General features: G+C 66.3%; 24 protein-coding genes and 1 pseudogene. 10 read left to right on the forward strand and 15 right to left on the reverse strand.

Features of this window, described 5'->3' with window-relative positions; translation table 11 throughout:
• Positions 1-193 precede the first annotated feature (193 nt).
• Both putP and AAG092_RS02980 read right to left on the reverse strand, forming a co-directional pair.
• Positions 194-1684, reverse strand: a complete 1491-nt coding sequence (gene putP, locus AAG092_RS02975; protein WP_110682438.1) for a sodium/proline symporter PutP — start codon at positions 1682-1684, stop codon at positions 194-196.
• 397 nt (positions 1685-2081) lie between these two features.
• On the reverse strand, positions 2082-3173 hold the full coding sequence (locus AAG092_RS02980) for an ABC transporter substrate-binding protein (RefSeq protein WP_373388487.1): 1092 nt from the start codon (positions 3171-3173) through the stop codon (positions 2082-2084).
• Positions 3174-3622: 449 nt separating this feature from the next.
• On the opposite strand from AAG092_RS02980, the gene AAG092_RS02985 reads away from it, so the two are divergent.
• Positions 3623-5281: a nitrite/sulfite reductase gene (locus AAG092_RS02985; RefSeq protein ID WP_373388488.1), complete on the forward strand. Its 1659-nt coding sequence runs from the start codon at positions 3623-3625 to the stop codon at positions 5279-5281.
• Entirely contained in the window at positions 5265-5762 is a 498-nt protein-coding gene (locus AAG092_RS02990) for a DUF934 domain-containing protein (protein ID WP_110682440.1), read from the forward strand. Before AAG092_RS02985 ends, AAG092_RS02990 begins: the two co-directional genes overlap by 17 nt.
• 120 nt (positions 5763-5882) lie before the next feature.
• On the opposite strand, the gene AAG092_RS02995 is transcribed toward AAG092_RS02990, so the two are convergent.
• Positions 5883-6467 carry a TetR/AcrR family transcriptional regulator gene (locus AAG092_RS02995; RefSeq protein ID WP_110682441.1) on the reverse strand — a complete coding sequence of 195 codons (585 nt, stop codon included), beginning with the start codon at positions 6465-6467 and terminating at the stop codon, positions 5883-5885.
• 105 nt (positions 6468-6572) lie between these two features.
• On the opposite strand from AAG092_RS02995, the gene AAG092_RS03000 reads away from it, so the two are divergent.
• Complete coding sequence (locus AAG092_RS03000) at positions 6573-7010, forward strand: hotdog fold domain-containing protein (RefSeq protein WP_110682442.1); 438 nt, start codon at positions 6573-6575, stop codon at positions 7008-7010.
• A gap of 48 nt (positions 7011-7058) precedes the next feature.
• Here the strand turns inward: AAG092_RS03000 and AAG092_RS03005 are convergent, their stop codons facing one another.
• Together AAG092_RS03005 and sohB are read right to left on the reverse strand one after the other, a co-directional pair.
• The gene (locus AAG092_RS03005; protein WP_373388489.1) at positions 7059-8048 is read right to left on the reverse strand and encodes a YhdH/YhfP family quinone oxidoreductase; all 990 of its coding nucleotides are present in this window, start codon (positions 8046-8048) and stop codon (positions 7059-7061) included.
• Positions 8049-8057: 9 nt separating this feature from the next.
• Entirely contained in the window at positions 8058-9089 is a 1032-nt protein-coding gene (gene sohB / locus AAG092_RS03010; RefSeq protein ID WP_373388490.1) for a protease SohB, read from the reverse strand.
• Between the two features lie 209 nt (positions 9090-9298).
• Between sohB and AAG092_RS03015 the strand changes: the two genes are divergently transcribed.
• From AAG092_RS03015 to AAG092_RS03030, 4 genes are all read left to right on the forward strand, one after another.
• A complete protein-coding gene (locus AAG092_RS03015; protein ID WP_373388491.1) occupies positions 9299-10009 on the forward strand; it encodes a histidine phosphatase family protein in 711 nt (236 codons plus the stop codon).
• A 61-nt stretch (positions 10010-10070) separates the two neighbouring features.
• On the forward strand, positions 10071-10385 hold the full coding sequence (locus AAG092_RS03020; RefSeq protein ID WP_110682446.1) for an SCP2 sterol-binding domain-containing protein: 315 nt from the start codon (positions 10071-10073) through the stop codon (positions 10383-10385).
• A 198-nt stretch (positions 10386-10583) separates the two neighbouring features.
• Positions 10584-11651 (forward strand): phosphotransferase family protein, encoded by a 1068-nt coding sequence (locus AAG092_RS03025; protein WP_373388492.1) that lies wholly within the window; start codon positions 10584-10586, stop codon positions 11649-11651.
• Between the two features lie 24 nt (positions 11652-11675).
• The gene (locus AAG092_RS03030) at positions 11676-12443 is read left to right on the forward strand and encodes an SDR family oxidoreductase (protein WP_373388493.1); all 768 of its coding nucleotides are present in this window, start codon (positions 11676-11678) and stop codon (positions 12441-12443) included.
• 15 nt (positions 12444-12458) lie between these two features.
• On the opposite strand, the gene AAG092_RS03035 is transcribed toward AAG092_RS03030, so the two are convergent.
• Positions 12459-14180: a SulP family inorganic anion transporter gene (locus tag AAG092_RS03035; protein ID WP_373388494.1), complete on the reverse strand. Its 1722-nt coding sequence runs from the start codon at positions 14178-14180 to the stop codon at positions 12459-12461.
• A 55-nt stretch (positions 14181-14235) separates the two neighbouring features.
• Positions 14236-14883 (reverse strand): hypothetical protein, encoded by a 648-nt coding sequence (locus AAG092_RS03040; protein WP_373388495.1) that lies wholly within the window; start codon positions 14881-14883, stop codon positions 14236-14238.
• 100 nt (positions 14884-14983) lie between these two features.
• Between AAG092_RS03040 and AAG092_RS03045 the strand changes: the two genes are divergently transcribed.
• The gene (locus AAG092_RS03045; protein WP_373388496.1) at positions 14984-15760 is read left to right on the forward strand and encodes a TSUP family transporter; all 777 of its coding nucleotides are present in this window, start codon (positions 14984-14986) and stop codon (positions 15758-15760) included.
• 14 nt (positions 15761-15774) lie between these two features.
• A pseudogene (locus AAG092_RS03050) lies at positions 15775-16140 on the forward strand (glyoxalase superfamily protein).
• Between the two features lie 2 nt (positions 16141-16142).
• Here the strand turns inward: AAG092_RS03050 and nudC are convergent.
• From nudC to AAG092_RS03065, 3 genes are read right to left on the reverse strand one after another with little or no spacing between them, the layout of a single operon-like run.
• Entirely contained in the window at positions 16143-16976 is an 834-nt protein-coding gene (nudC, locus tag AAG092_RS03055) for an NAD(+) diphosphatase (protein WP_373388497.1), read from the reverse strand.
• Positions 16976-18646, reverse strand: a complete 1671-nt coding sequence (locus AAG092_RS03060) for a ferrous iron transporter B (protein WP_373388498.1) — start codon at positions 18644-18646, stop codon at positions 16976-16978. The genes nudC and AAG092_RS03060 overlap by 1 nt, the downstream gene beginning before the upstream one ends.
• A gap of 28 nt (positions 18647-18674) precedes the next feature.
• Positions 18675-19487, reverse strand: a complete 813-nt coding sequence (locus tag AAG092_RS03065) for a crotonase/enoyl-CoA hydratase family protein (protein ID WP_373388499.1) — start codon at positions 19485-19487, stop codon at positions 18675-18677.
• 223 nt (positions 19488-19710) lie between these two features.
• Between AAG092_RS03065 and nhaB the strand changes: the two genes are divergently transcribed.
• The gene (gene nhaB / locus AAG092_RS03070; RefSeq protein WP_373388500.1) at positions 19711-21213 is read left to right on the forward strand and encodes a sodium/proton antiporter NhaB; all 1503 of its coding nucleotides are present in this window, start codon (positions 19711-19713) and stop codon (positions 21211-21213) included.
• On the opposite strand, the gene AAG092_RS03075 is transcribed toward nhaB, so the two are convergent.
• The 5 genes from AAG092_RS03075 to AAG092_RS03095 form a co-directional block, all read right to left on the reverse strand.
• Positions 21197-22540: an amino acid permease gene (locus AAG092_RS03075; protein ID WP_373388501.1), complete on the reverse strand. Its 1344-nt coding sequence runs from the start codon at positions 22538-22540 to the stop codon at positions 21197-21199. The genes nhaB and AAG092_RS03075 overlap by 17 nt on opposite strands.
• A gap of 40 nt (positions 22541-22580) precedes the next feature.
• Positions 22581-24821 (reverse strand): Orn/Lys/Arg decarboxylase N-terminal domain-containing protein, encoded by a 2241-nt coding sequence (locus AAG092_RS03080; RefSeq protein WP_373388502.1) that lies wholly within the window; start codon positions 24819-24821, stop codon positions 22581-22583.
• 129 nt (positions 24822-24950) lie between these two features.
• Positions 24951-25694 (reverse strand): DNA polymerase III subunit epsilon, encoded by a 744-nt coding sequence (gene dnaQ / locus AAG092_RS03085; protein ID WP_021699578.1) that lies wholly within the window; start codon positions 25692-25694, stop codon positions 24951-24953.
• Entirely contained in the window at positions 25687-26142 is a 456-nt protein-coding gene (gene rnhA, locus AAG092_RS03090) for a ribonuclease HI (protein WP_373388503.1), read from the reverse strand. The genes dnaQ and rnhA overlap by 8 nt, the downstream gene beginning before the upstream one ends.
• A gap of 8 nt (positions 26143-26150) precedes the next feature.
• A complete protein-coding gene (locus tag AAG092_RS03095; protein WP_373388504.1) occupies positions 26151-26909 on the reverse strand; it encodes a class I SAM-dependent methyltransferase in 759 nt (252 codons plus the stop codon).
• Positions 26910-26968: the final 59 nt, after the last annotated feature.

Consider the following 26968-nt stretch of genomic DNA (forward strand, 5'->3'; position numbering starts at 1 on the left):
GCGGCTGGGCGCCGCATTCTATGCCAGGCGCCTGGCAATCGCGGGCAAAAAAACGGCCCATCACCAGCAGGTGTGGGCCGTAAAGCACTAACGGGTCGTGCGTGGTGCCCGGCGGCGCCCGATGAGGGATGGGCGCTGCGGGGCTGAACGCGCGACTGGACGACCGGCCAGCCGCGCGGGGGGGTAGCTGCCCTTAGATATGGGCGTCCTGGTATTCCTTCTCGGCTTCGTCGAAACGCTTGTGCATGGCGCTGGACGGAGCATTGCCGATGCGGCTGAAGATGACGATGGCGAGGGTGGCCAGGATGAAGCCCGGGATGATTTCGTACAGACCCAGACCGATCCAGTTCTTCCACACCACCACGGTGACGGCACCGACGATCATGCCGGCCAGGGCACCGTTGCGGGTCATGCCCTTCCACAGCACGGAGAGGATCACCACCGGACCGAAGGCGGCACCGAAGCCTGCCCAGGCGTAGGACACCAGGCCCAGCACGCGGTTTTCCGGGTTGGAAGCCAGCAGGATGGCGATCACCGCGACCAGCAGCACCATGGCGCGACCGACCCAGACCAGCTCGCTCTGGCTGGCGCCCTTGCGCAGGAAGGCCTTGTAGAAGTCCTCGGTCAGGGCGCTGGAGCAGACCAGCAGCTGGCAGCTGAGGGTGGACATCACCGCGGCCAGGATGGCGGACAGCAGGATGCCGGCGATCCACGGGTTGAACAGGATCTTCGACAGTTCGATGAACACGCGCTCCGGGTTCTCGCTGACCGGGCCGGCCAGTGCCGGGTTGGCCTGGAAGTAGGCGATACCGAAGAAGCCGACGGCCACGGCGCCGCCCAGGCAGAGGATCATCCAGGTCATGGAGATGCGACGGGCAGCCGGGATCGACTTGACCGAGTCGGCGGCCATGAAGCGCGCCAGGATGTGCGGCTGGCCGAAATAGCCCAGGCCCCAGGCCATCAGCGAGATCACGCCGACGAAGGTGGCGCCCTTGAGCATGTCGAAGTTGGTGGCGTCCTTCAGCTCGATGGCGGCGAAGGTGGTGTCCATGCCGCCGGTGGCGATCATCACCATCACCGGAGTGAGGATCAGGGCGAAGATCATCAGGGTGGCCTGCACGGTGTCGGTCCAGCTCACCGCCAGGAAGCCACCGATGAAGGTGTAGGCGATGGTGGCGGCGGCGCCGGCCCACAGGGCGGTCTCGTAGCTCATGCCGAAGGTACTTTCGAACAGGCGGGCACCGGCGACCACGCCGGAGGCGCAGTAGATGGTGAAGAACACCAGGATCACCAGCGCCGAGAAGATGCGCAGGATGCGGCTGTTGTCCTCGAAGCGGTTGGTGAAGTAGTCCGGCAGGGTCAGGGCGTTGCCGTTGTGCTCGGTCTGCACGCGCAGACGGCCGGCGACGAACAGCCAGTTGAGGTAGGCACCGACGATCAGGCCGATGGCGATCCAGCTCTCGGAGATACCGGCGACGAAGATGGCGCCCGGCAGGCCCATCAGCAGCCAGCCGCTCATGTCGGAAGCGCCGGCCGACAGCGCGGTGACGAAGCTGCCGATGCTGCGGCCACCGAGAATGTAGTCGGACAGGTTCTTGGTACGCAGGTAGGCGATGAGACCGATCAGCACCATCGCGGCGATATACACCACGAACGTGATCAGCATGGGGGTACTGGCTGTCATGGGAGGATGCCCTCTCGCTTGTTGTTATGGCCGCAGTGTTGACCGCGACGGGGTTGGCAAATGCGCCCGCTTGTGGCGGGAGCCTGAAGGCCAGGGTCGTGCGGCCCTGACTTGGAAGACTGACGCCCGCTGCCGGCGCCGCATCACGCCGCTTCCCTCCCGGAAGCGACAGCGGAGCACAGGCGCAATCCCACGGATTCGGGGGGCCGCAGCGGTGCTCCGTTCTTTCGGTGTAGCCCAGCCCCGAGGCAGCGCAAGCGCAGGCCCCGAATGCGGGATGCAGGACTCTAGTGACAGGGGGATGACCGCTTCTTGCGAAAGACTCCGGAGTTTTTGCAAAAAACTCCGGAAGCGGGAACTTTCCGCCGCGACCAGTGACGCCGCGGCAGCGCCAACCTCAGCGCAGCAGACTGTCGATGGAGCAGGCGTAGCCTTTCATCTTCGGTTGCCGCGTGGCGCTGAAGCGCCGGAAATCCAGACCGATCTCGGGGCGCTGCAGGCGATTCAGCAGCCTGCGCGCCTCCTGACCATCGACCAGCCGCAGCAGATGCGCCATCTGCTCCAGACCACCGCGCTCGGCGAAATCCAGCCCACGCGAGTGATCATGCAGCATCACCATGGCACAGCCACCGAGGATGAAGTGCCCGGTGGCCAACACGCTGAAGCTCTCGTCGACACGCGCCTGCAGGGCACGCGGGGAGTTGTTCAGGGCCGTGTAACGCAGCTGGCGCCCCTGTTCCTTGGCCGCGCGCATTACACCGAAGGCCATCTCGTCATTGGTCGACCAGACCAGCTCGACTTCCGGGTAGCGCGGCAGCAGCGCCTGTGCCTGTTCGTAGGCACGCTCCTCTTTCCACTCGCCGTACAGCAGCTGGCGCAGGCGCATCTGCGGGTGCTCGGCCAGCGCGCGGTGCAGGCCCTGTTCGCGCAGGGTGGCCGAGGGCGTGTTCTTCACCCCGGAGAACGCCACCAGGTCGGCACCACTCCTAGGTGCCAGGGCGATCAGCGCCTTGGCCATCAGGTAGCCGGCTTCCTCGTCATTCGGCACCAGGCTGCCGATCCAGTTGGCGTACTTGCCACGAGGGCCGCCGGCCAGCGCCTGCTGCTCCGGTGTCAGGGTGCTGTGCAGGGCGAACAGGCGTACCCCGCTGTCCGCGAACAGGCGCAGCAGTTCGGGGCCGACATACTGCTCGTTGACGAATACCAGGTAGTCGGGCTTGCGCGGACGCTGCAGTATCTGGTGGGCATGCCGCAGGATGTTGTTCGCATCGCGTTCGCCATACAGCACCTCCAGCTGCATGCCCAGATCGCCTGCAGCATCCTGCATATATTGGGAGTAGCTGACCCAGAAGCGCTCGTGAGAGAAACCGGGGTTGAGAAACAGCACGGAGGAAGCATGCGCCAGGCCGGAAAACAACGCCAAGGCGAGGATGCAGAGAACACGCGGGAACACGATGATGAATCCGAATTCAGTAAAGGCGCGGCGCATTATACAGAGGATGGCCTGGCACACTGCCATCAACCGATGCCTTTGAGGATTAAAAGCCAGCGCCGGTCACTCGCCGCTGGCTCGCAGCAACCCCGAACGCCCTACTGCTGACTGACCCAGAACACCGCCGTGCTCACGGCAATCAGGATCAGGGCGAAGATCGCCCAGGCGTCGACGACGCTGTCCTTGTCATCCGAACTGGAATGCTCACTCATGCTGCCCCCTTTGTTGTGGTTATGGGTGGTTCGCCAAGGTAGTTAAGACCAGAGCGTCCCCCGTCACAAGCGGCGAGCCTTTATCACTTTTAGTGAAGTGCATATATATAAACATCACTTTTGCACATATTAATGAACTGCTATCTTCGCCCAGCTCCACCAGAGAGCGCGTTGCCGTGCGCCAAACATGCCTTTCCAGCCTGACTAAGCAGTAGCCTGAACCACAGGACGAATATGTACGTATACGACGAATACGATCAGCGGATCGTCGAGGACCGCGTCAAGCAGTTCCGCGACCAGACCCGCCGCTACCTGGCCGGCGAACTCTCCGGCGAGGAGTTCCGCCCCCTGCGCCTGCAGAACGGCCTCTACATCCAGCGCTACGCGCCTATGCTGCGCGTCGCCGTGCCCTACGGCCTGATGTCGTCCCGGCAGGTGCGCATGATGGCCAAGATCGCTCGCGACTACGACAAGGGCTATGCGCACATCAGCACCCGACAGAACGTGCAGTTCAACTGGCCGGAGCTGGAAGACGTGCCGGAGATCCTCGCCGAGCTGGCCACCGTGCAGATGCACGCGATCCAGACCAGCGGCAACTGCATCCGCAACACCACCACCGACCAGTTCGCCGGCGTGGCCAAGGACGAGATCGTCGACCCGCGCCCCTGGTGCGAGATCATCCGCCAGTGGTCGACCTTCCACCCCGAGTTCACCCACCTGCCGCGCAAGTTCAAGATCGCCGTCAACGGCGCCGTGAGCGACCGCGCCGCCATCGAGGTGCACGACATCGGCCTGGAAGCGGTGAAGAACGCGGCCGGCGAGCTGGGCTTCCGCGTCTCGGTCGGCGGCGGCCTGGGCCGTACCCCGATCGTCGGCAGCTTCATCAAGGAATTCCTGCCCTGGCAGCACCTGCTGGGCTATCTCGACGCCATTCTGCGCGTGTACAACCGCTACGGCCGTCGCGACAACAAGTACAAGGCGCGCATCAAGATCCTGGTCAAGGCGCTGACCCCGGAAGTCTTCGCCGAGAAGGTCGAGGCCGAGTTCGCCCACCTCAAGGATGGCCCGACCACCCTGACCGAAGCCGAAGTGGCGCGTGTCTCCGCCCACTTCGTCGACCCGGCGTACAAGGCCCTGAGCGACCAGGACGCTGAACTGGCCGCCCTCGACGCCCAGCACCCGGGCTTCGCCCGCTGGCGCCAGCGCAACACCTTCGCCCACAAGCAGCCGGGCTATGTCGCCGTGACCCTGTCGCTCAAGCCCACCGGCACCGCCCCGGGCGACGTCACCGACAAGCAGCTGGACGCCATCGCCGACCTGGCCGACCGCTACAGCTTCGGCGAGGTGCGCAACAGCCACAACCAGAACATCATCCTCGCCGACGTCGAGCAACAGCAGCTGTTCACCCTCTGGGGCGAGCTGCGCGAACAGGGCTTCGCCACGCCCAACGTGGGCCTGCTGACCGACATTATCTGCTGCCCGGGCGGCGACTTCTGCTCCCTGGCCAACGCCAAGTCGATCCCGGTCGCCGAAGCCATCCAGCGCCGCTTCGACGATCTGGACTACCTGTTCGACATCGGCGACATCGACCTCAACATCTCCGGCTGCATGAACGCCTGCGGTCACCACCACGTCGGCCACATCGGCATCCTCGGCGTGGACAAGAAGGGCCAGGAGTTCTACCAGGTGTCCCTCGGTGGCAGCGCCGGCCGCGAAGCCAGCCTGGCCCAGATCCTCGGCCCGTCCTTTGCCCAGGAGGAAATGGCCGACGTGATCGACAAGCTGATCAAGGTCTACGTCGAGCAGCGCACCGAGGAGGAAAATTTCCTCGACACCTTCCGCCGTATCGGAATCGACCCGTTCAAGGAGCGCGTCTATGCAGCGAATCATTAAGAACGGCCAGGTGCTAGACGAGACCTGGCACCTGCTGCCGGCGGACGCCACCCTCGACAGCATCAGCAACAGCGACGACCTGATCGTGCCGCTGGCCCTGTGGCGCGAGCATGCGCATGCCCTGAAGGCCCGCGACGGCGGCCTGGGCGTGTGGCTGGAAGCCGGCGAGGAGATCGAGGAGATCGCCGACCAGCTGGACAACTTCCAGGTGATCGCCCTGAACTTCCCCGCCTTCACCGACGGCCGCCACTGCTCGACCGCCTACCTGCTGCGCAACCGCTACGGCTACAAGGGCGAGGTGCGCGCCATCGGCGACGTACTGCGCGACCAGCTGTTCTCCTACAAGCGGGTCGGCTTCGACGCCTTCGCCCTGCGTGCGGACAAGGACCCCTACGACGCGCTCAAGGCCTTCGAAGAGTTCTCCGAGGTCTACCAGGCCTCCACCGATCAGCCGCTGCCGCTGTTCCGCCGCCGCGCCTGATGGTTCGGCCGCATGAGAAAGCCCCGCACTGCGGGGCTTTTTCGTTTGTGGACATAGCCCGGATATAACCCGGGAGCGGAGTCGCCTGCCTCCCGGATTACATCCGGGCTACATGTGCGGCTACTGTGGCGCCCGCACCGAGTCCCAGGCCACCTGCGCCAGCAGCTCGCGGCAGTCGGCCAGCTGGGTCTGGGTCCGCCCGGCCAGCCAGTTGCGCGCGAAGTCATGGGCCGGACCGATGATCACCGAGGCGAAGCAGTCGGCCGGCATGACCTTGAACAGGCCCTGCGCGCGATAGCCGGCCAAGGCCTCGAAGATGCGCTGGAAGTGCACGCGGTTGGCTTCGCGCAGCTCCTCGCCCAGCTCGCTGGCCTCGACCCGGCCACGACTGTGCAAGATGAAGCGCGCCCAGTCCGGGTTGGCCGCCACCCAGTCGATATAGCTGGTCACCAGCAGCTTGACGCAGGCTTCGGCGCTGTCGGCCCTGGCAAAGCCGGCCTCCAGCAACGCCGCGTACTCGCCGGTGCCGGCCAGATAGAGCGCGCCGAGGATCCGCTCCTTGTTGCCGAAGTGGTGGTAGAGACTGCCGATACTGGCGCCGGAGCGGTCGCGGATCATCTCGATGGTGGTCGCGTCGACCCCGTATTCGGTGAAGCAGGCCAGGGCGGCCTGGAGGATTTCGTCCTTGCGGGAACGGCGGGCCATGGGGCCTCCGATAAGATTAGAATAATTTTCTAGAATTTAATTCTGATATTCGTATACTGCCTGGGCGCGCACTTCTCTTCAATGCCACTGTTTTCTGGAGCCCCCATGAGTCAGATGATGCAGATGTACCAGCAGGTCGGTCCCGCCCAGTTCAGCACCATGATCGGCCAGGTCGCCCCCTACTTCGCCAGCATCGCCCCGCAGTTCGTCGAGCTGCGCCCGGGCTACGCCGAAGTGACCTTCCCCAAGCGCCGCGAGGTGCTCAACCACCTCGGCACCGTGCACGCCATCGCCCTGTGCAACGCCGCAGAGCTGGCCGCCGGCACCATGACCGACGCCTCCATCCCGGCCGGCTACCGCTGGATTCCGCGCGGCATGACGGTGGAATACCTGGCCAAGGCCAAGGGCGACGTGCGCGCCGTGGCCGACGGCAGCGCCATCGACTGGAGCCAGACCGGTGACCTGAAGGTGCCGGTGGTGGCCTACGTCGAGGACACCCCGGTGTTCCGCGCCGAGATCACCATGTACGTCAGCCAGGCGTGAAACGAAAAGGCCCGGCATGTGCCGGGCCCTTTTCTCCCTCTCGACGTTTCAGCCGAGATTGACCAGCACCCGCCCGACCATCTGGCCGGCGAGGATCTGCTCGATGGCCTTGGGCAGCTGCTCTAGGCTCAGCTCCTCGGCCAGGCTCTCCAGATTGTTCAGCTTCCACTGCAGGGACAGCTTGTCCCACATGGAGGCCTTGACCACCAGCGGCAGCTCCACCGAATCCACCCCCAGCAGGTTGACCCCGCGCAGGATGAACGGGGCGACGTTGCCCTTGAAGCCCATGCCGGCGGTCAGGCCGCAGCAGGCGGCGCTGGCACCGTAGCGCAGCGACTTGACCACATTGAACAGGATCTCGCCGCCGACGGTATCCACCGCACCGGCCCAGCGCTCCTTGAGCATGGCTCTGTCGCTGCCTTCCTGCAGTTCCTCGCGCGGCACTATCTGCTGCGCGCCGAGCTGGCGCAGGAACTCGCCCTGCCCGGCCTTGCCGGTGGAGGCCGCGACGTTGTAGCCGAGGCGCGCCAGCAGGGCCACGGCGATCGAGCCAACACCACCGGTGGCGCCGGTGACCAGCACCGGGCCGGCGGCCGGGGTCAGCCCGGCCTGCTCCAGCTTGTCCACGCACAGCGCGGCGGTCAGGCCGGCGGTGCCGAGCAGCATGGCCTCGCGCAGCGACAGGCCCTTGGGTCGCTTGATCACCCAGGCGGCCGGCACGCGGATGTACTGGCCGAAGCCGCCGGCGGTATTCATGCCCAGGTCGTAGCCAGTGACTATCACCTCGTCGCCGGCAGCGAACTCGCCAGCCGAGGACTCCGCCACCACGCCGGCGGCGTCGATGCCCGGGGTATGCGGGTAGGCCTTGGTCACGCCGCGATTGCCGCTGGCGGACAGGGCGTCCTTGTAGTTGAGCGAGGAGTACTGTACGCGGATCAGCACCTCGCCGGCGGGCAGATCGGCAACGGCACGCTCGACCACACGGGGCACGAAGGTGCCGTTCTCCTCGCTGACCAGCAGAGCCTTGAAGGTGGTCATGACTTACTCCTACCAGAAACGTTGTTGATTGAAGCGGCTCCACCAGTTCAACAGCAGGCGGTCCAGCGTGACGCTGGCGGCCAGGCCGAAGCGCTCCGGCAGGCTCTTCTTCTCGGCGAAATGCAGGTGGAACAGTTCGGCCTCGCGAGCACGCTCGGCAAGGTACTCGTCGCTGGTCTTGAGCTCGTCGACCAGGTGCTTGTTCAGTGCAGAGACGCCCAGCCAGACTTCGCCCGTGGCAATTTCGTCGATATTCAGCTGCGGCCGGTAGCGGGCCACGAAGTTCTTGAACAGCTCGTGGGTGGTGTCCAGGTCTTCCTGGAACTTCTCGCGGCCCTTCTCGGTGTTCTCACCCAGTACGGTGAGCGTACGCTTGTACTCGCCGGCGGTGAGCATCTCCACATCGATGTCGTGCTTCTTCAGCAGGCGATGGATGTTCGGCAGCTGCGCCACCACACCGATGGAGCCGAGGATGGCGAAGGGCGCGGAGAGCACCTTGTCGCCGATGCAGGCCATCATGTAGCCGCCACTGGCCGCCACCTTGTCCACGCACACGGTCAGCGGCACGCCGGCCTGGCGGATACGCGCCAGTTGCGAGGCGGCCAGGCCGTAGCCATGCACCAGGCCGCCGCCGCTCTCCAGGCGCAGCACCACCTCGTCCTGGGCCGTGGCCATGGACAGCAGTGCGGTGATCTCGTGGCGCAGGCTGTCGGTGGCCGTGGCCTTGATGTCGCCATCGAAATCGAGCACGAACACCCGCGGCTTGCTCAGCCCTTCCTTGCTTTCCTTTTTCTCCTGCTTGGCCTGTTTGGCCTCGGCCTTGCGCTGGGCCTTGAGCTGCGCCCGGTCCAGCAACTCGTGCTCCAGCCGCTCGCGCAGGGCCTTGTAGAAGTCGTTGAGCTTGTGTACCTGCAGCTGGCCGCTACCTTTGCCTCGGCCCTTGCCGCGCAACGCAGCGATGGTCAGCAGCACCGCGATGACGGCGATCACCACGGTCAGGGTGCGGAGCAGGAAGTCCGCGTAATCCAACAGAAACTCCACAGGTTCCCCCTCGTCTATTCTGTCGCGGGTGCCGATCCGGGCTCCCGCTCGTTGCCCAGCATACCGGCGCCAGAGCCTGTCGGCCAACCGCGGCAAGCCGTGCGTCGGCCATCCCGAGCATTTCAAACAAGCGTATGTTTTTTCGTTGACAGGCGCCCAGCTCTGCCAATACCCTCGCGAGAATTCAACCCGCCGGGATATTTGCGGACGTGGGCAGCATCTACCTGATTCGACATGGCCAGGCCTCCTTCGGCGCCGATGACTACGACGTGCTCTCGCCGCTCGGGGTGCGCCAGGCCGAAGTACTGGGCGATCACCTGGCGCAGCTCGGCATCGGACTGGATCGTTGCCTGAGCGGCAGTCTGCGCCGCCAGCAGCATACTGCCACCTCTGCCCTGCAACGCTGCGTAGCCGCCGGCATGAACGCGCCGGAACTGGAGATCGATCCGGCCTTCAACGAGTTCGACGCCGAGGCGGTGATCCGCAACCTGCTGCCGGCCATACTGCCGGACGAGCCGGATGCGCTGACCATCCTGCGCAACCCGAAGGATAATCGCGCCGCCTTCCAGCACCTGTTCGCCCGCATCATCCGCCGCTGGGTCAGCGGCGCATACGACGAACCGGGCCACGAGACCTGGCAGGGCTTCGTCGATACCGTCGGCGACGGCCTGCAGCGCCTGCTGGCACGTGCAGAGCGCGGCCAGAACATCGCCGTGTTCACCTCCGGCGGCACCATCACCGCCCTGCTCCACCTGCTGACCGGCGTACCGGCGGAGCGAGCCTTCGAGCTCAACTGGCAGATCGTCAATACTTCGCTGTCGCGCCTGCAGTTCCGCGGCAACGAGGCAACCCTGGCTTCCTTCAACAGCCGTGTGCACCTGGAGCTGTTGAAGACCCCGGAACTCATCACCTATCGCTGAGTACCGGCCCACAGCGGCCCGCAAGGCCGCCAGCAACCCTTGATAACAAAGGATAGAAACCATGAGCTCCGTTGCCGACACCATCAACAGCATGAAGTCCAAGTTCAACGCCAGCGCCGCCGCCGGCCTGGACCTGGTGTTCCAGTTCAACATCGAAGACGGCGACAACTACGCGCTGATCGTCAAGGACGGCACCTGCGACGTGCAACAGGGCGACAACCCGAACGCCAACGTCACCCTGATCATGGACAGCGCCACCCTGGCCGGCATCGCCAGCGGCGAAACCGACGGCATGCAGGCCTTCATGGGCGGCAAGCTGCGCGCCGAAGGCGACATGATGCTGGCCATGAAGCTGGCCGAACTGTTCCCGGTATAAGCCTCAGGGCACAGGCCGCGACACAGGAAAACCGGGGTCTTCGGGCCCCGGTTTTTTTTCGCCCGCAAGCAGCCGCACAGGCAATCAGGTGGCTTGATCGAAGGCCAACACGCAAATCTATAACGCTGTGCTTTGCTTAAGGGCAACATTAGATTAGCCAATGATTAGTGGCACCCATCATCAGCAGAAGGGATAAGCATGACGCTGACAGACCAGTCCACCGGCATCCGCGAAGGCGAAGAACTCGATGCCGCGCAGATCGACCCGTACCTGAAGGCGCACATCCCCGGTCTGACCGGCACGCCGCGCATCAGCCAGTTCCCCGGCGGTGCCTCCAACCTGACCTACCTACTGGAATACCCCGAGCAGGAGTTCGTCCTGCGCCGCCCGCCCTTCGGCCACAAGGCCAAGTCAGCCCACGACATGGGCCGCGAGTACCGCATCCTCAACCAGCTCAACGCCGGTTTCCCCTACTGCCCCAAGGCCTATGTGCACTGCACCGACGAGTCGGTGATCGGCGCCGAGTTCTACGTGATGCAGCGGGTCAAGGGCATCATCCTGCGCAGCGACATGCCCGCCGAGCTGAACTTCAGCGCCGAGCAGACCAACGCCCTGTGCAAGAGCTTCATCGACAAGCTGGTCGACCTGCACAACGTCGACTACCAGGCCTGCGGCCTGGCCGACCTGGGCAAGCCGGAAGGCTACGTGAAGCGCCAGATCGAAGGCTGGAGCGACCGCTACGAGAAGGCCCTGACTCCTGATGCCCCGGCCTGGGAACAGGTCAAGGCCTGGCTGCGCGACAAGATGCCGGCCGACCACCACAAGCCGGGCATCGTGCACAACGACTACCGCTTCGACAACGTGATCCTCGACCCGGCCAACCCGATGCAGATCATCGGCGTGCTGGACTGGGAGCTGACCACCATCGGCGACCCGCTGATGGACCTGGGCAACACCCTCGCCTACTGGATCGAGGCGAACGACCCGCCGCCCGTGCAGCTGATGCGCCGCCAGCCGAGCAACGCGCCGGGCATGCTGACCCGCCAGCAGTTCGTCGACTACTACGCCGAGCGTGCCGGCATCCAGATCGACAACTTCGACTTCTACTACGTGTACGGCCTGTTCCGCCTGGCCGGCATCGTCCAGCAGATCTACTACCGCTTCTTCCATGGCCAGACCAAGGACAAGCGCTTCGCCCAGTTCATCATGATGAACAAGCTGCTGGAACAGATGGCCCTGCAGGTCATCGGCAAATCCACCCTCTAACCCGGCCCAGACAAGGTAACCAGAATGTCCAAGACCCACCTGTTCGACCTCGACGGCAAGATCGCTTTCGTCTCCGGCGCCAGCCGCGGCATCGGCGAGGCCATCGCCAAGCTGCTGGCCCAGCAGGGCGCCCACGTGATCGTCTCGAGCCGCAAGATCGACGATTGCCAGAAGGTCGCCGACGCCATCGTCGCCGACGGCGGCAAGGCCACCGCCATCGCCTGCCACATCGGCGAGATGGAGCAGATCCAGAACGTCTTCGCCTTCATCCGCGAGCAGTTCGGCCGCCTCGACATCTTGGTCAACAACGCCGCCACCAACCCGCAGTTCTGCAACGTGCTGGACACCGACCTGGGCGCTTTCCAGAAGACCGTCGACGTCAACATCCGCGGCTACTACTTCATGTCCATCGAAGGCGGCAAGCTGATGAAGGCCAACGGCGGCGGCTCGATCATCAACGTCGCCTCGATCAACGGCGTCTCGCCGGGCGAGTTCCAGGGCATCTACTCGGTGACCAAGGCCGCGGTGATCAGCATGACCAAGGTGTTCGCCAAGGAGTGCGCGCAGTTCGGCATCCGCTGCAACGCCCTGCTGCCGGGCCTGACCGACACCAAGTTCGCCTCGGCCCTGACCAAGAACGACGCCATCCTCAACATGGCCCTGCAGCGCATCCCGCTCAAGCGCGTGGCCGCCCCGAGCGAGATGGCCGGCGCTGTGCTGTACCTGGCCAGCGAGGCGTCCAGCTACACCACTGGCGTGGCGCTGAACGTGGACGGCGGCTTCCTCTCCTGAGGCACAGCGACCTCTTCAAGGGCCGGGCACTTCGCCCGGCCTTTTGTTTTGCGCGGCGAACGCCCGCTGCGCCTCGCGCAGGGTGGCGAAATGCAGCACCTGCGGCAGTGCCTGGATGCCGCGCGCCTCGCGCCAGCGCTGCCACTCGGAACGGCGACCGGCCATCACCGGGGTCACCCCTCGCGCCGTCATCTCCTCCACCAACTCGCGCAGCACCAGCAACCCGGTGGCATCGACATCGGTCACCGGCAGCATGTCCAGGACGAACCAGCGCAGCCCGGGCCCGGCCTGGTCCAGCGCCTGGCGCACCGCACGGCGGAAGAACTGGGCATTGAAGAACACCAGCGGCGCATTGAAGCGCAGCAGCAGGATGCCCGGCTCGCGCTCGCCGGCCGCATGCCGCTGCAGCGCATGGAAACCGCGCATGCCCTCCACCCTGCCCAGCTCCTCCACCAGCGGACGCGAAGTCGAGCGCACGAAGCGCAGCAACGCCAGCACCACCACCAGCAGGATCGCCTGGATCGCCCCGACCGCCACCACGCCGACCGTGGCCAGCAGACACAGCGCCAGCTCGCCCCGGGAGATGCGATAGAGCTGGGCGAGGAAGCGCAGGTTGACCAGCGACAGGGCGCCGAACACCAGCACCACGCCAAGCGCCGCCACCGGCACATAGGCCAGCGGTGCGGTGAAGAACAGCAGCACCAGGGCGATGGCCAGGGCCGCGATCACGCTGGTCAGCTGGCTGCGCCCACCACTGCTGTCGGCCACCGCCGTGCGCGAGTCGGCGCCACTGATGGCAAAGCCCTGGGAGAAGGACGAGGCCATGTTGGCCAGGCCCAGGGCGACAAACTCGCGGTCGGTGTCGATGCTGTAGCGGCTCTTCTCGGCGAAGCTCTGCGCGGTCAGCATCATGCTGGAAAAGCTCACCAGGGCCAGGCCGGCGGCATCGGCCAGCAGGGTCGGCAACAATTGGGGAGAAAAGCTCGGCACATGCAGCGGCGGCAACCCGGCGGGGATCAGCCCTATGGTGGCCACACCCTGCGCCCCCAGGCCGAGCACCGCAGTGGCCACGGCGGCGAGGGTCATGGCGATCAGCGCCGCCGGCAACTTGGCCAGATAGCGCTTGGACAGGAGCATCGCCAGCACGCTCAGGGCACTCAGGGTCAGGGTCGGCCCGTGCCAGTCGGCGTAACGGGTGAAGAACTCGGCAAGCCTCGGCACTATGCCGCTGGCCTGCTGGGTGAAGCCGGCGATCTTGCCGAGCTGGCCGAGCAGGATGCTCAGCGCCACGCCATTGAGGAAGCCGACCAGGATCGGCCGCGACAGGAACTCGGCCAGCGCCCCCAGGCGCATCAACCCGGCAGCGATGCAGAACAGCCCGGTGAAGAAGGTCAGGGTCAGCGACAGCGACAGGTAGAGCGCCTCATCCCCCGCCGCCAGCGGCGCCACGGCGGCGGCGAGCAGCGCGCAGGTCGCCGCATCCGGCCCGACCACCAGCTGGCGCGAAGTACCGAACAGGGCGTAGACCAACATCGGCAGGATGCAGGCATAGAGTCCGGTGACCGGATGAAAGCCCGCCAGCTCGGCATAAGCCACCGCCACCGGCAGGGCCACCGCGGCCACCGACAGCCCGGCGCGCAGGTCATCCTTGAGATAGTCGCGGCGATACTGCAGCAGCGCAGCGAGGCCCGGCGCCACTCGCGCCAGGCGGGTATGGTGGCGATGCGACTGCGACATGCGGCCTCCCCTGGCCGGCGGAATATGCCTGCAGCCTAGTCGCTCGGCGCGGCCCTCACCAATCCTTGAGCGCCTGCTCGGCGGCCTGGTTCAGCGGCTTGGCCAACAGGCCAGTGGGGCTGAGGCTGACCGCGAACATCGCGCCGTCAGCGATCGGCAGGTAGGTGACCCGCGCGGCCTGCGGCTCGAACAGGAACAAGTCACGCTGGCCCAGGCGCAGCCAGCGCCACAGGTCGATGCCATAGGGGCTCTGCGCCAGCTGTACCTGGGCATGGCGGGCATTCTGCTGCTGCTCGATGGCGAGGAAGCGTCCGGACAGCTTCTCCAGCCGGTAGCCGGGCTCCAGGCCGATCAGCGCGGCCAGGCCCTTCCAGCCCAGCAGGCGGGCATCCAGCTGCCACAGATCGCCCTCCAGCAGCACCTCACGCTCCTCCCCGCCTTCCAGCAGGTTGACCCGGTAGCGCTGCGGGCCGTCGGCAACGAAGCTCAGGGTCACCAGCGGCTTGTCCTGCACCTGTGCGTCGTAGCTGCGCAGGTCGTAGGCGACCACGCCGACCAGCAGCGCCAGGGCGAGAAAGGCCAGGCCGACGGTGCCGCGCAGCCAGGCGAGGAACCAGTTGGGGGAGAACAGGATGCGGGCGGCGATGAACAGCGCCAGCAAGGCCAGCAGACCGGTGAACCAGGCCAGGCCGTCATGCTGCATGGGAGCGATTCCTTCTGCGAATTTTTGCCGGCATTATGCGGAGCAGCCGCGCAGGGAACCAGCAACAGCCCCGCACAATTGAACCCACTTCGAGTTTTTTATGCCCTTTCCCTTCGAGCTGGGTGTCGACCCGCTCACCCTGCTGATCCTCGCCCTCGTCGCCTTCACCGCCGGCTTCATCGATGCCATCGCCGGCGGCGGCGGCCTGCTGACCATCCCCGCCCTGCTCACCGCCGGCCTGCCGCCGCACCTGGTGCTCGGCACCAACAAGCTGTGCGCTACCTTCGGCTCGGCCACCGCCAGCTACACCTTCTACCGGCGCAAACTGTTCCACCCGCGCCAGTGGTGCAATGCGCTGCTCGCCACGGCTGTCGGCGCGGCCATCGGCGCCATCATCGCCCACTGGCTGCCGGCCGCCTGGCTCAACCAGATGCTGCCGGCCGTGGTGTTCGGCTGCGGCCTCTACCTGCTGTTCGGCAAGACGCCGGAAACCCATGGCCAGCAGGACGCCCCGGTGGCCCAAGGGCGACAGTGGCCGCAGGGTTTCGGCCTGGGCTTCTACGATGGCGTGGCCGGCCCCGGCACCGGCGCCTTCTGGACGGTCAGCACCCTGCTGCTCTACCCCATGGACCTGGTACGCGCCAGCGGCGTGGCGCGCAGCATGAACTTCGTCAGCAACGCCATGGCGCTGACGGTGTTCATCATCGCCGGCCAGGTGGCCTGGTTGCTCGGCATCGCCATGGGCCTGGCGCTGATGGCCGGCGCCTTCCTCGGTGCACGCACGGCGATCCGTGGCGGCTCGAAGTTCATCCGCCCGGTGTTCATCCTGGTGGTACTGGCCCTGACCGCGCGCCTGGCCTGGCAGCACTGGTTCTGACAGGGAGTTTCGCCATGGGACTCGGCAACAGCACTCCGATCCTGCGCATCTTCGACGAGGCCAAGGCCCGGGAGTTCTACCTGGACTACCTGGGGTTCCGGATCGACTGGGAGCACCGTTTCGCGCCCGGCATGCCGCTGTATCTGCAGGTGTCGCGCGTTGACTGCGTGCTGCACCTTTCCGAACACCACGGCGACGCCTAGCCCGGCGTGGCGATGCGCATCGGCACGGACAACCTGGACGAACTGCACCGCGAGCTGGAGCAGAAGCACTACGGCTATGCGCACCCGGGAATCGAGGCCATGCCCTGGGGCGGCCGCGACATGAGCCTGCGCGATCCCTTCGGCAATCGCCTGACCTTCACCGACGCCGTCGGCTGAGCTCAGCGCAGCAGCTCGGGCTCCGGCTGGCCGAGGCGGCGCGCCACATAAAGGTCGATCAGGTAGCGGGCGATCGAGCGCGACATCGGCAGCGGCGGCAGCCGGTCGATGGGGAACCAGCGCGCGTCCTCGATCTCGTCGGCCTGCGGCACTATCTCGCCACTGACGTACTCGGCATGGAAGCCGAGCATCAGCGAATGCGGGAAGGGCCAGCCCTGGCTGCCCAGGTACTGCAGGCGGCCGACCTCGATGCCGACCTCCTCGCGCACCTCGCGGACCACGCACTCCTCCGCCGACTCGCCGGGCTCGACGAAGCCGGCCAGGGTGCTGTAGACGCCGGAGACAAAGCGCGGTGAACGCGCCAGCAGCACTTCGTCGCCCCGGGTGACCAGCACGATCATGCTCGGCGAGATGCGCGCATAGCTGTCCAGGCCGCACTCGGGGCAGCGCAGGCAGCGCTCGCCCGGTACCAGGCGATTGCGGCTGCCACAGTGGCCGCAGAAACGGTGGTTGATATCCCAGTGGGCGACCTGTTCGGCGAAGGACAGCATGCGGAAGGTCGGATAATCGGCCTGCAGCATGAACTGGCGCAGGCCCTGCCAGAAGCCGCCGGGCAGCTCGACGGGCTGCTCGACCTGCAGCAGCCACACCGGCTGGCCATCGAACTGGCCGAGCCCGTGCTCGGCGCTGATCGGCCAATCCTCGCGCTTGAGCCAGTCGCGCGGAAACAGCACGCCATTGGCATCGGCGAGAAAGCCCTGCGGGCCACGCACCAGGGCCCAGCCGCCGGCAGCGGCATTGTCCAGCGGTGGGGTGGTCTGCCAGCCAGCGGCCATCAGGCGGCTACCGGCAGGCCCAGGGCACGCACGCTCTCCTCGGCCAGGTCGAGCACGCTGGGCGTGGTTTCGGGGCGCAGCACGGCGCCACCTTCGAGGTAGTACTCCAGACTGCTGAGCGCATCGGCCAGGGTCTCCAGCATCTGCTCGGAGGGCATCTGCCGGGCGTCGATCATCTGCGTCTGGATGTACTCGCCGCACAGGCCGATCAGCCTGGCCGCGCGCTCCTGACCAAGGAACCAGAGGCCGCCGCGTACCGCCTGCAGACTGACCGGCACGTTGGCCAGGTGCATGCGATCGCCGCTGGACTCCAGATAGGAGGTGATGGCGCGCTTGGCCAGCGCCAGTCCACCCTGGGCCTCGCCGACCACCACGATGCGCGCCTCGGCCAGCTGGTGGGCGGCGAAGGCCTCACCTTCGTCGCCCGGCTGCGCCGGCGCCGGGCGCTGGTTGCGCTGCTCGCCGCGCTCCAGACTGGCCACCATGCTTTCCACATAGAGCACGGCCTCGGCCAGCTTGTGCAGATCGGCGCTGGCGGCCGGACTGTGCTCGCCCCAGGCGCCGACCACCGCCAGCTGCACCTGCAGGGCATTGGCCGCCGAACTGAGGCCGACCATACCCAGGGTCTTGGCCAGCTTGCCCAGCTGTGCATGCAGGGTGCCGAAGCTCTCCGGCTGCGCTGTGCCGCGCTCGATCAGGTCGAGCATGTCCTTGACCCCCGCCAGCTCTTCACGAATGGCGGTGGACAACGAGCGCATCACGCCCTGACCGGGACCGGACAGACGCTGGTACTCCTCGTCGAGCAGATGATCGGTGAACGGCAGCGGGGTCAGGCCGAACACCTCGCGCACGGCGCTGGCCTGCGGGCCGCGGCTGTCGGCCAGGGCCACCAGATAGAGCAACTCCTTGAGCAGGCTGCGCGGCGCCTCATAGCTGCCGTTGCTGACCAGGGCCTGCTTGATCTCGCGATCCAGGCGGGAGAACAGCTGCTTGCGCGACTTGCGCGGCAGCAGCTGGCCATCGAGCTGAGACTCGACGGCGGCGGCGCCGACCCAGCACAGGCGTCCGGCCGGCTTGTCGGCGAATAGCCCATCGAGGCGCACCAGGGCACGCAGCATCAGCTTGAGCCCGGCCTGCGGGTTGTCCTCACGGATGAAGCCGAGCAGGCCGACCTGGTACATCTGGCGCAGGCGCCGGCTGTCCTCGGCACTGGCGCTGGTCGCCGCCACGGCTGGACGCGCCTGATCCAGGCGTACGCTGAAGAAGAAACTTTCCGGCAGCGGCGGCTGGGCACCGGCCTGGCGCAGCTCGTTGATCGCCGGCAGCAGCAGCTCGGGCATTTCCAGGCGGTGGGCGTCGACGTTCTCCAAGTAGCGGCGCAGAACGTACAAGGCATTGCTCAGGGCGGCCAGCTGGCCGTCGCGTTCCTCGCCGGCACCGACGGGGATGTCGGTGGCCTGCTGCAGCACTTCCTGGGCCAGCAGTTCGGCCCCGGCCAGCTCGATCAGGTTGAGGGTGCCGCGTACCTGCTGCAGGTTCTCCACGGCCTGCTGCAGCAGGCTGCCGTTGCTGCGTTCGGCGATGAACTGCTCGAGACTCTGCTCGGTCTCTTCCATGGTGGTGAACAGTTCGTCACGCACCAGGCTCAGGGATGTCGCGCCAGTGACCATGGGTCTGCTGATCCTCTCTTGGCTGGTGTCAGTCGGCGAATTCGGGCTTCTGCTTGCTCATGTGCGCGGCCATGGCCACGCGCAGGTCGGCAGACTGCAACATGGCGCCGTTCCAGTTGGCCACGTACTCCAGGCCGTCGTCGACGCGATGGTCGCGCATGTAGCGGATCATGTGCTTGGTGCCGCGGATGGCGATCGGCGACTTGGCGGCGATCTCGCGGGCGATGTCGAACACGCCGGCCAGCAGCTCTTCCTGGCTGGCGAAGGTACGGTTGACCAGGTTGATGCGCTGCGCCTCGGCGCCGTCGATGGTGCGCCCGGTGTAGGCCAGCTCGCGCATCATGCCGTCACCGATGATGCGCGGCAGACGCTGCAGGGTGCCGACGTCGGCGGCCATGCCCATGTCGATCTCCTTGATGGAGAACTGCGCGCCCACAGTGGAGTAGCGCATGTCGCAGGCCGAGATCAGGTCGATGGCGCCGCCCAGGCAGTAACCCTGGATGGCGGCAAGCACCGGCTTGCGGCAATTGTCGACGGCATTGAAGGAGGCCTGCAGCTGGAGGATCTTGCGCCGCAGGGCCTCGGCGTTGCGTCCGACATCCTTGCTCAGCGCGCTGCCGGCCTGGGCCAGAAGCATCAGGTCGATGCCCGAGGAAAAGTGCTTGCCGGCGCCGGACAGCACCACCACGCGCACTTCATCGGTGTCGTCGATCCAGCGGAAGACGTCGATTATCTCGTTCCAGAAGTCCGCGTTCATCGCGTTCACTTTTTCCGGACGGTTGATCTGCACATGGGCGATCTTGTCCTGCAGTTCGACGCGGAAGGCTTTGTAATCGGACACGCAGATCATCCTCGGCACAGGGCGCGCCGAGGCGCGCTTATAGATGTATTGTTTTGCAAGCAATCGGCCCACTATAACAAGCACGTCATAAATGTCGATGCCGGCCACTGTGACCTGGGACACGCTAGCAAAGCTAAGAAGAATTCTGACTATATACGATAAATACTTGATCTTTTTAGAGCTGGGCCGGAACGCTCGGTCTTGAAAATGGGGGGATTCACCGATGCAGCGCTCACTGACCCACGCTTTCGTGGACAACTTCCTGGGTAACTCGCCGTACTGGTACAAGCTGTCGATCATCCTCTTCCTGATCGCCAACCCCATGGTCCTGTGGAGCCTGGGACCGGTGGTCACCGGCTGGCTGCTGGTGGGCGAGTTCATCTTCACCCTGGCCATGGCACTCAAGTGCTACCCGCTGCAACCCGGCGGCCTGCTGGTACTGCAGGCCATCCTGCTGCAGCTGACCAGCCCGCAGGCCCTGTACAAGGAGCTGGTACACAACTTCCCGGTGATCCTGCTGCTGATGTTCATGGTCGCCGGCATCTACTTCATGAAAGGCCTGCTGCTGTTCCTGTTCTCCCGCCTGCTCCTCGGGGTGCGCTCCAAGCCCCTGCTGGCCTTGCTGTTCTGCCTGTTCTCGGCCTTCCTCTCGGCCTTCCTCGACGCCCTGACGGTGACCGCGGTGATCATCAGCGTCGGCGTCGGCTTCTTCTCCGTCTACCACCGGGTCGCCTCGGGCAAGAACCCGCGCGACGAGGTCGGGGTAAGCAGCGACCATGAAGTGGTGGAACTGCATCGCGAGGATCTGGAGCAGTTCCGCGCCTTCCTGCGCAGCCTGCTGATGCACGGTGCCGTGGGCACCGCCCTGGGCGGCGTGTGCACCCTGGTGGGAGAGCCGCAGAACCTGTTGATCGGCCACGAGGTGGGCTGGAATTTCGGCCAGTTCTTCCTCGAAGTGGCGCCGGTGTCATTGCCGGTCTTGGCCGCCGGCCTGACCACCTGCGTGCTGCTGGAGAAGCTGCGCTGGTTCGGCTACGGCGCCCTCCTGCCGGTTGCCGTGCGCCAGGTGCTGGCCGAGCACGCCCGCGAGGACGACGCCCACCGTACCCAGGCACAGCGCGCGGCACTGGTGGTGCAGGGGCTGGCGGCGCTGATCCTGATCCTCGGCCTGGCCTTCCATGTCGCCGAGGTCGGCCTGATCGGCCTGCTGGTCATCGTGCTGATCACCGCGTTTTCCGGCATCACCGACGAACACCAGATCGGCCGCGCCTTCCAGGACGCCCTGCCGTTCACCGCGCTGCTGGTGGTGTTCTTCGCCGTGGTCGCGGTGATCCACGACCAACAGCTGTTCAGCCCGATCATCCAGTGGGTGCTGGCGCTGCCGACCGAACAGCAGCCGGGCATGCTGTTCATTGCCAACGGCCTGCTCTCGGCCATCAGTGACAATGTGTTCGTCGCTACCATCTACATCACCGAGGTCAAGCAGGCCTTCCTCGACGGCAAGATGAGCCGCGAGCACTTCGACGTGCTGGCGGTGGCGATCAACACCGGCACCAACCTGCCCAGCGTGGCCACGCCCAACGGCCAGGCAGCCTTCCTGTTCCTGCTCACCTCGGCCATCGCGCCGCTGGTACGTCTGTCCTACGGGCGCATGGTGTGGATGGCGCTGCCCTACACGGTGGTCATGGGCGGCCTGGGCTGGTGGGCGGTCAGTCACTGGCTGTGACGGACTGCAGCCGGTTGCGCCACTGCCGCCAGGTGTAGAACGGGATGCCCACCACCATCACCAGGAAGCCCCAGAACACCGCCTGCTCGCCCGTGCCGTAGAGCGCCCAGACCGAGTAGACGAAGGCGCAGCTGCCGACCAGCAGCTGCCGACCACGCTCCCGTGCGCTGAAACCATCGGGCTTGGTCGCCAGCAGGTGCAGCAGCGCCGCAGCACACAGCACATAGGGCACCACCCCGGCCATGGTGCCGAGCAGGATGATCACGTTGAACACCTCGACCAGCTCGCCCTGGCCATTGACCAGCACCAGCAGGGTCACCAGCACCCCCGAGATGAGCATGCCGTGGGCCGGCACGCCGCGCCGGCTGGTCCTGGCCAGGATCGCCGGGAACAGGCCGTCGCGCGCCGGCGCCATGGGGATCTGCCCCTGCAGCAGGACCCAGCCGTTGAGCGCGCCCAGGCAGGCGATCACCGCGCCGCCGGCGATGAAGTAGTAGCCCCAGTCGCCCAGCATCACCCGCGCGGCATCGGCGAAGGGCGCGCTGGAGTGGGCCAATACATCGGGCGGCAGGATGCCTTGCACCGCCGTATTGGAGAGGATGTACACCACCGCCGCCACCAGGGTGCCGAACAGGGTGGCGCGCGGAATGATGCGGCGCGGATCGCGCACGTGCTCGGCCGGCACGGTGGCCGACTCCAGACCGATGAAAGACCACAGGGTGAGCGCCGCCGTGGTGGCGATGGCCTGCACATAGCCGCCGCCCGGCAGCGCGGTCGGCTCGGGAATGTTCAGGTGGCCCGGATTGAAATAGAACCAGCCGAGCAGGCCAACCAGCAGCAGCGGCACCAGCTTGAGCAGGGTGAGGATGTTCTGCGCCACGGCGAAGGAGCGGATGCCGCGCAGGTTGATCAGGGTGCACAACCAGATCGCACCGATGGCGGTGCCGACCATCAGCAGCGGGTCGCGCAGCACCGGCAGGAACACCTGCAGGTAGCCGACCAGGGTCACCGAGATCGCCGCATTGCCGATCCAGGCGGCCATCCAGTAGATCCAGGCGCACAGGTAGCCGGCGAAGCTGCCGAAGGCATCGCGGGTATAGGCATAGGGCCCGCCGGCGGCCGGGTCGAAACGCGCCAGGCGGGCGAAGCACAGCGCCAGCAACACCGCACCGGTGCTCGACACCAGCCAGCCGACCAGGCTCAGGCCGCCGTAGGGACTCAGGCTGGCGGGCAGCAGGAACACCCCCGAGCCCACCATGTTGCCGATCACCAGGGCGCTGCAGGTCCAGAACCCCATCTCGCCCTTGCCGCTCTGCTCCTGAGCCATGTTTCCCCCGGATTGCACAGGCCCGGTCACCTGACCGGCGTTATTCCTTGATGCAATCCACGGTATAGCACGCCCCGTCGCGCTGCAGGCCGTGCACATCGGCATCGAAACCGGGGAACTGGCTGTCGAAGGTGCGGGCGAACTGCAGGTAGTCGATGATCGAGCGGGTCTCGGCAGTGAAGCGCTCGCCCGGCATGATCAGCGGGATACCCGGCGGATAGGGCACCAGCATCACCGCCGCCAGGCGCCCTTCGAGCTGCTCAATGGGCACCGCCTCGACCTCGCCGCGCACCAGTTTGTCGTAGGCATCGGCCGGCTTGATCGCCACCTGCGGCAACACCGTGTACATGCGCTTGAGCGCCTTGGCCGTGGCGTTCTCGCGGTAGCAGCCGTGCAGCTCATCGCACAGATCGCGCAGACCCATGCCGGCGTAGCGCGCTCCGCCCTCGCGGGCGATCGACGGCAGCGCGTCGAGCAGCGGCACGTTGGCGTCGTACAGACGCTTGAACTCCAGCAACTCGGTGAGCAGGGTGCTCCACTTGCCCTTGGTGATGCCCATGGAGAACAGCACCAGGAAGGAATACAGGCCGGTTTTCTCCACCACCAGGCCGCGCTCCCAGAGGAACTTGCTGACCACCGCCGCGGGAATGCCGGCCTCGGCCAGCTTGCCGTCGGCGGACAGCCCCGGCATCACCAGGGTGACCTTGATCGGGTCGAGCAGCACATAGTCCTCGGCGATATCGCCGAAGCCGTGCCAGTCGGCGTTGGGCTGCAGCAGCCAGTCGCCGGTGTGCACGCCCTCGCCGCCGGCCTGCTCCGGCTGCCAGATGCTGAACCACCAGTCGTCTTGCTTCAGGTTCTGCCGCAGGTTGGCCAGGGCGCGGCGGAAGCTCAGCGCCTCGTCGAAGGTCTCCTGGATCAGCGAGCGCCCGGCCGGGCCCTCCATCATTGCCGAGGCCACATCCAGCGAGGCGATGATGCCGTACTGCGGCGAGGTGGAGATGTGCATCATGAAGGCTTCGTTGAAGCGGTCGCGGTCCAGCTGGCGCGCGCCGCCGTCCTGCACGTGGATCATCGAGGCCTGGCTGAAGGCCGCCAGCAGCTTGTGCGTGGAGTGGGTGCTGAACACCAGCGGCGAGTGCTCGTCGCAGCGGGTGCCCATGCCGTAGCGCCCGGCGTAGAACTCGTGGAAGGCGGCGTAGGCGTACCAGGCCTCGTCGAAGTGCAGCACCTCCACCGAGTCGCCCAGGGCCTGCTTGACCATCTCGGCGTTGTAGCAGAGGCCGTCGTAGGTGGAGTTGGTCACCACCGCCAGCTTGACCTTGGGCGCGCGGCCGCGGGCCAGCGGGCTGGCGTCGATCTTGGCCTGAATCGACTCCTTGCTGAACTCACTCAGAGGGATGGGCCCGATGATGCCCAGCTCGTTGCGCTCCGGGCACAGGTACAGCGGGATGGCGCCGGTCATGATGATCGAATGCAGGATCGACTTGTGGCAGTTGCGATCCACCAGCACCAGGTCGTCGCGGCCGACCATGGAGTGCCAGACGATCTTGTTCGCCGTCGAGGTGCCGTTGATCACGAAGAAGGTGTGGTCGGCGCCGAAGTTGCGCGCGGCGCGCGCCTCGGCCTCGGCCAGCGGGCCGGTGTGGTCGAGCAGCGAGCCCAGCTCGGGCACCGACACGGAGAGGTCGGAACGCAGGGTGTTCTCGCCGAAGAACTGGTGGAAAGCCTGCCCCACCGGGCTCTTGCGGTAGGCCACGCCACCGCCGTGGCCGGGCGTGTGCCAGGAATAGTTGGATTGCGCGGTGTGCTGCACCAGCGCCTTGAAGAACGGCGGCAGCAGGCCGTCGAGGTAGTTGTGCGCGGCGCGCGCCACCTGGCGGGCGAGGAAGGAAACGGTGTCCTCGTACAGGTAGAGGATGCCGCGCAGGTGGTTGAGGTCGGCCATGGCGTCGGCCGGGGCGTTCTCGATGGTCACCTGCTCGCCGAGGGCGAAGATCGGCAGCTGCGGCGCACGCACACGGGCGATGCGGATCAGCTCGACCATGTCCTGCAGCAGGCGCTGGTTTTCCCCCGCCCCCTCGGCAGCCACCAGGATGCAGGCCAGGCCGTGGTGGGTGGAGGCGACGATGCGTCCCTCGGCGGAGCTGGCGGTGGAGAGGATGGTGAAGCCATCCTTGCCCAGTTCCTCGGCGATGGCGCGGACACGCTCGCCGGCGACGGTGTCGGCCTTGATGTCGCGATGGACGATGAGGATGGGGAAGTTCAGGTCTTTATACATTGTGCCTTCCTGAGGGAGTGGTGCTCTGGGGCACCTATCCCTTCAGGTTAGAAGTTCGCCGATGGCGGCGGAACCCCCTGTGCGGAAGGCTGTAAGAAAAGGTCGCATTGGCCGTACGACTGCGGCTCCTCAGCTCGCCGGCTCTTCCGCTGGCGCCTCCATCTTGGCCCACAGCGACGGGCCGCCAGCGGACTTCTCGATGATGGCCAGGCGCGCGGCATGCGCGGCCAGCTCTTCCTCGCTGGCGCGCAGCACGCGGATGGGCGCGCGGTTCGGGTCGAGGCGGCGAATCGGGCTGGGCAGCACGCGGCCGGAGCCGTCGCCGCCGTCACCGGCCAGCGACAGGTGGGTCTGGCCACCGGTCATGGTCAGGTAGACGTCGGCGAGGATCTCGGCGTCGAGCAGTGCGCCGTGCAGGTCGCGCCCGGAGTTATCGACGCCGTAGCGCTTGCACAGGGCGTCAAGGTTGTTGCGCTGGCCCGGGTGGCGCTCACGCGCCATCAGCAGGGTGTCGAGGATCGAGCAGTAGTCGCTGACGTCGCTGCGCTCGCTCTGCCCGAGCAGGGCGAACTCGTTGTTGATGAAGCCGACGTCGAACGCTGCGTTGTGGATGATCAGCTGGGCGCCTTCGATGAAGGCAAAGAACTCGTCGGCCACGTCCTTGAAACGCGGCTTGTCGGCAACGAATTCGTTGGTGATGCCGTGCACCGCGATCGCGCCTTCGTCGATCTCGCGATCGGGGTTGAGGTAGACGTGGAAGTGGCGCCCGGTCAGGCGGCGGCCTTCCAGCTCGACACAGCCGATCTCGATGATGCGGTGGCCATCGGTCACCGGCATGCCGGTGGTTTCGGTATCCAGTACGACGCTACGCACGCTTCATTCCCCTTGCTTCTTCGACGCCGCGGTTGGCCAGCTGGTCGGCCTTCTCGTTGCCCGGGTGGCCGGTATGGCCGCGCACCCACTGCCATTCGACCTGATGACGATTGACCTGCTCGTCCAGCGCCTGCCACAGGTCCGCGTTCTTCACCGGCTCCTTGCTGGCGGTCTTCCAGCCGCGTTTCTTCCAGTTCGGCAGCCATTCCTGGATGCCCTTCATCACGTACTGCGAATCGGTGGTCAGGCGCACCTGGCAGGAACGGGTCAGGGCCATCAGCGCGCAGATCGCCGCCATCAACTCCATGCGGTTGTTGGTGGTGTTGGGCTCGCCGCCCCACAACTCCTTCTCCGCGCCCTTGTAGACCATCAGCGCCCCCCAGCCACCCGGGCCGGGATTGCCCTTGCAGGCGCCGTCGGTATAAATCAGGACCTTGTCTTCGCTCATTGAATGCTCTAGCTCTCGAAATCGCGCCGGCTGACCTTGGCCACCGGCAGCGGCAGCAGCTTGCCCATGCTGGCGCGCTGCATCGGCCGTAGCGGGCGCAGCCCGACCACCAGCTTGCGCGCCACCAGCAGGTAGAAGCCCGCACCCGGCGCATGCAGGCTGGCGCCCCAGCGCTCCAGCCCGGCCAGCCGCGCCTGCCAGGCCGGCGCGGAAAGCGGCGGACGATAGCACCCGAAGCGGCGTTTCTCCAGCGCGAAGCCGAGCAGGCTGAGCCAGTCCGCCAGGCGGTTGGGCGAGATACAGCGGGCCTGGCGGAAGCCGTCACGAGCGAAGTAGTGGCGCAGGCCCCAGGTGCTCCAGGGATTGACCCCGCAGATCAGCAGGTAACCACCCGGCCGCACGCTGCGCGCCGCCTCGCGCAGCAGGCCATGAGGCGACAGGCAGAAATCCAGGCCATGCTGCAGCACCACCACGTCGGCAGCGTGTTCGCCCAGCGGCCAGGCCTGCTCCTCGCAGGCGATGTGCACGCCGGCCAGCGGCGCGCCCAGGCGCACGTTGCAGCGGATCTGCGGCGCCTTCGGCGGCTCGGCCTCGGCCGGCCCGTAGTGCACCAGGTAACCGCCGAAGTAGCGCGCCAGTTCCTCGTCCAGGGCCTTGCGCTCCTCGCCCAGCAGCTGCTCGCCGAGCGGCGAGGCCAGCCACTGGCGGGCGGCCTGGGTCAGACTCAGCCAGTCGGCGTCGGCCTGGGCAAAAGGTTGTTCGCTCATCGGGACCTCCCGTGACACAAGCAGCTCTTTGCCGCTTAAGATGCGCCATTGTGATTCGA

The organism is Pseudomonas alcaligenes (assembly GCF_041729615.1).
GTDB lineage: Bacteria > Pseudomonadota > Gammaproteobacteria > Pseudomonadales > Pseudomonadaceae > Aquipseudomonas > Aquipseudomonas alcaligenes_B.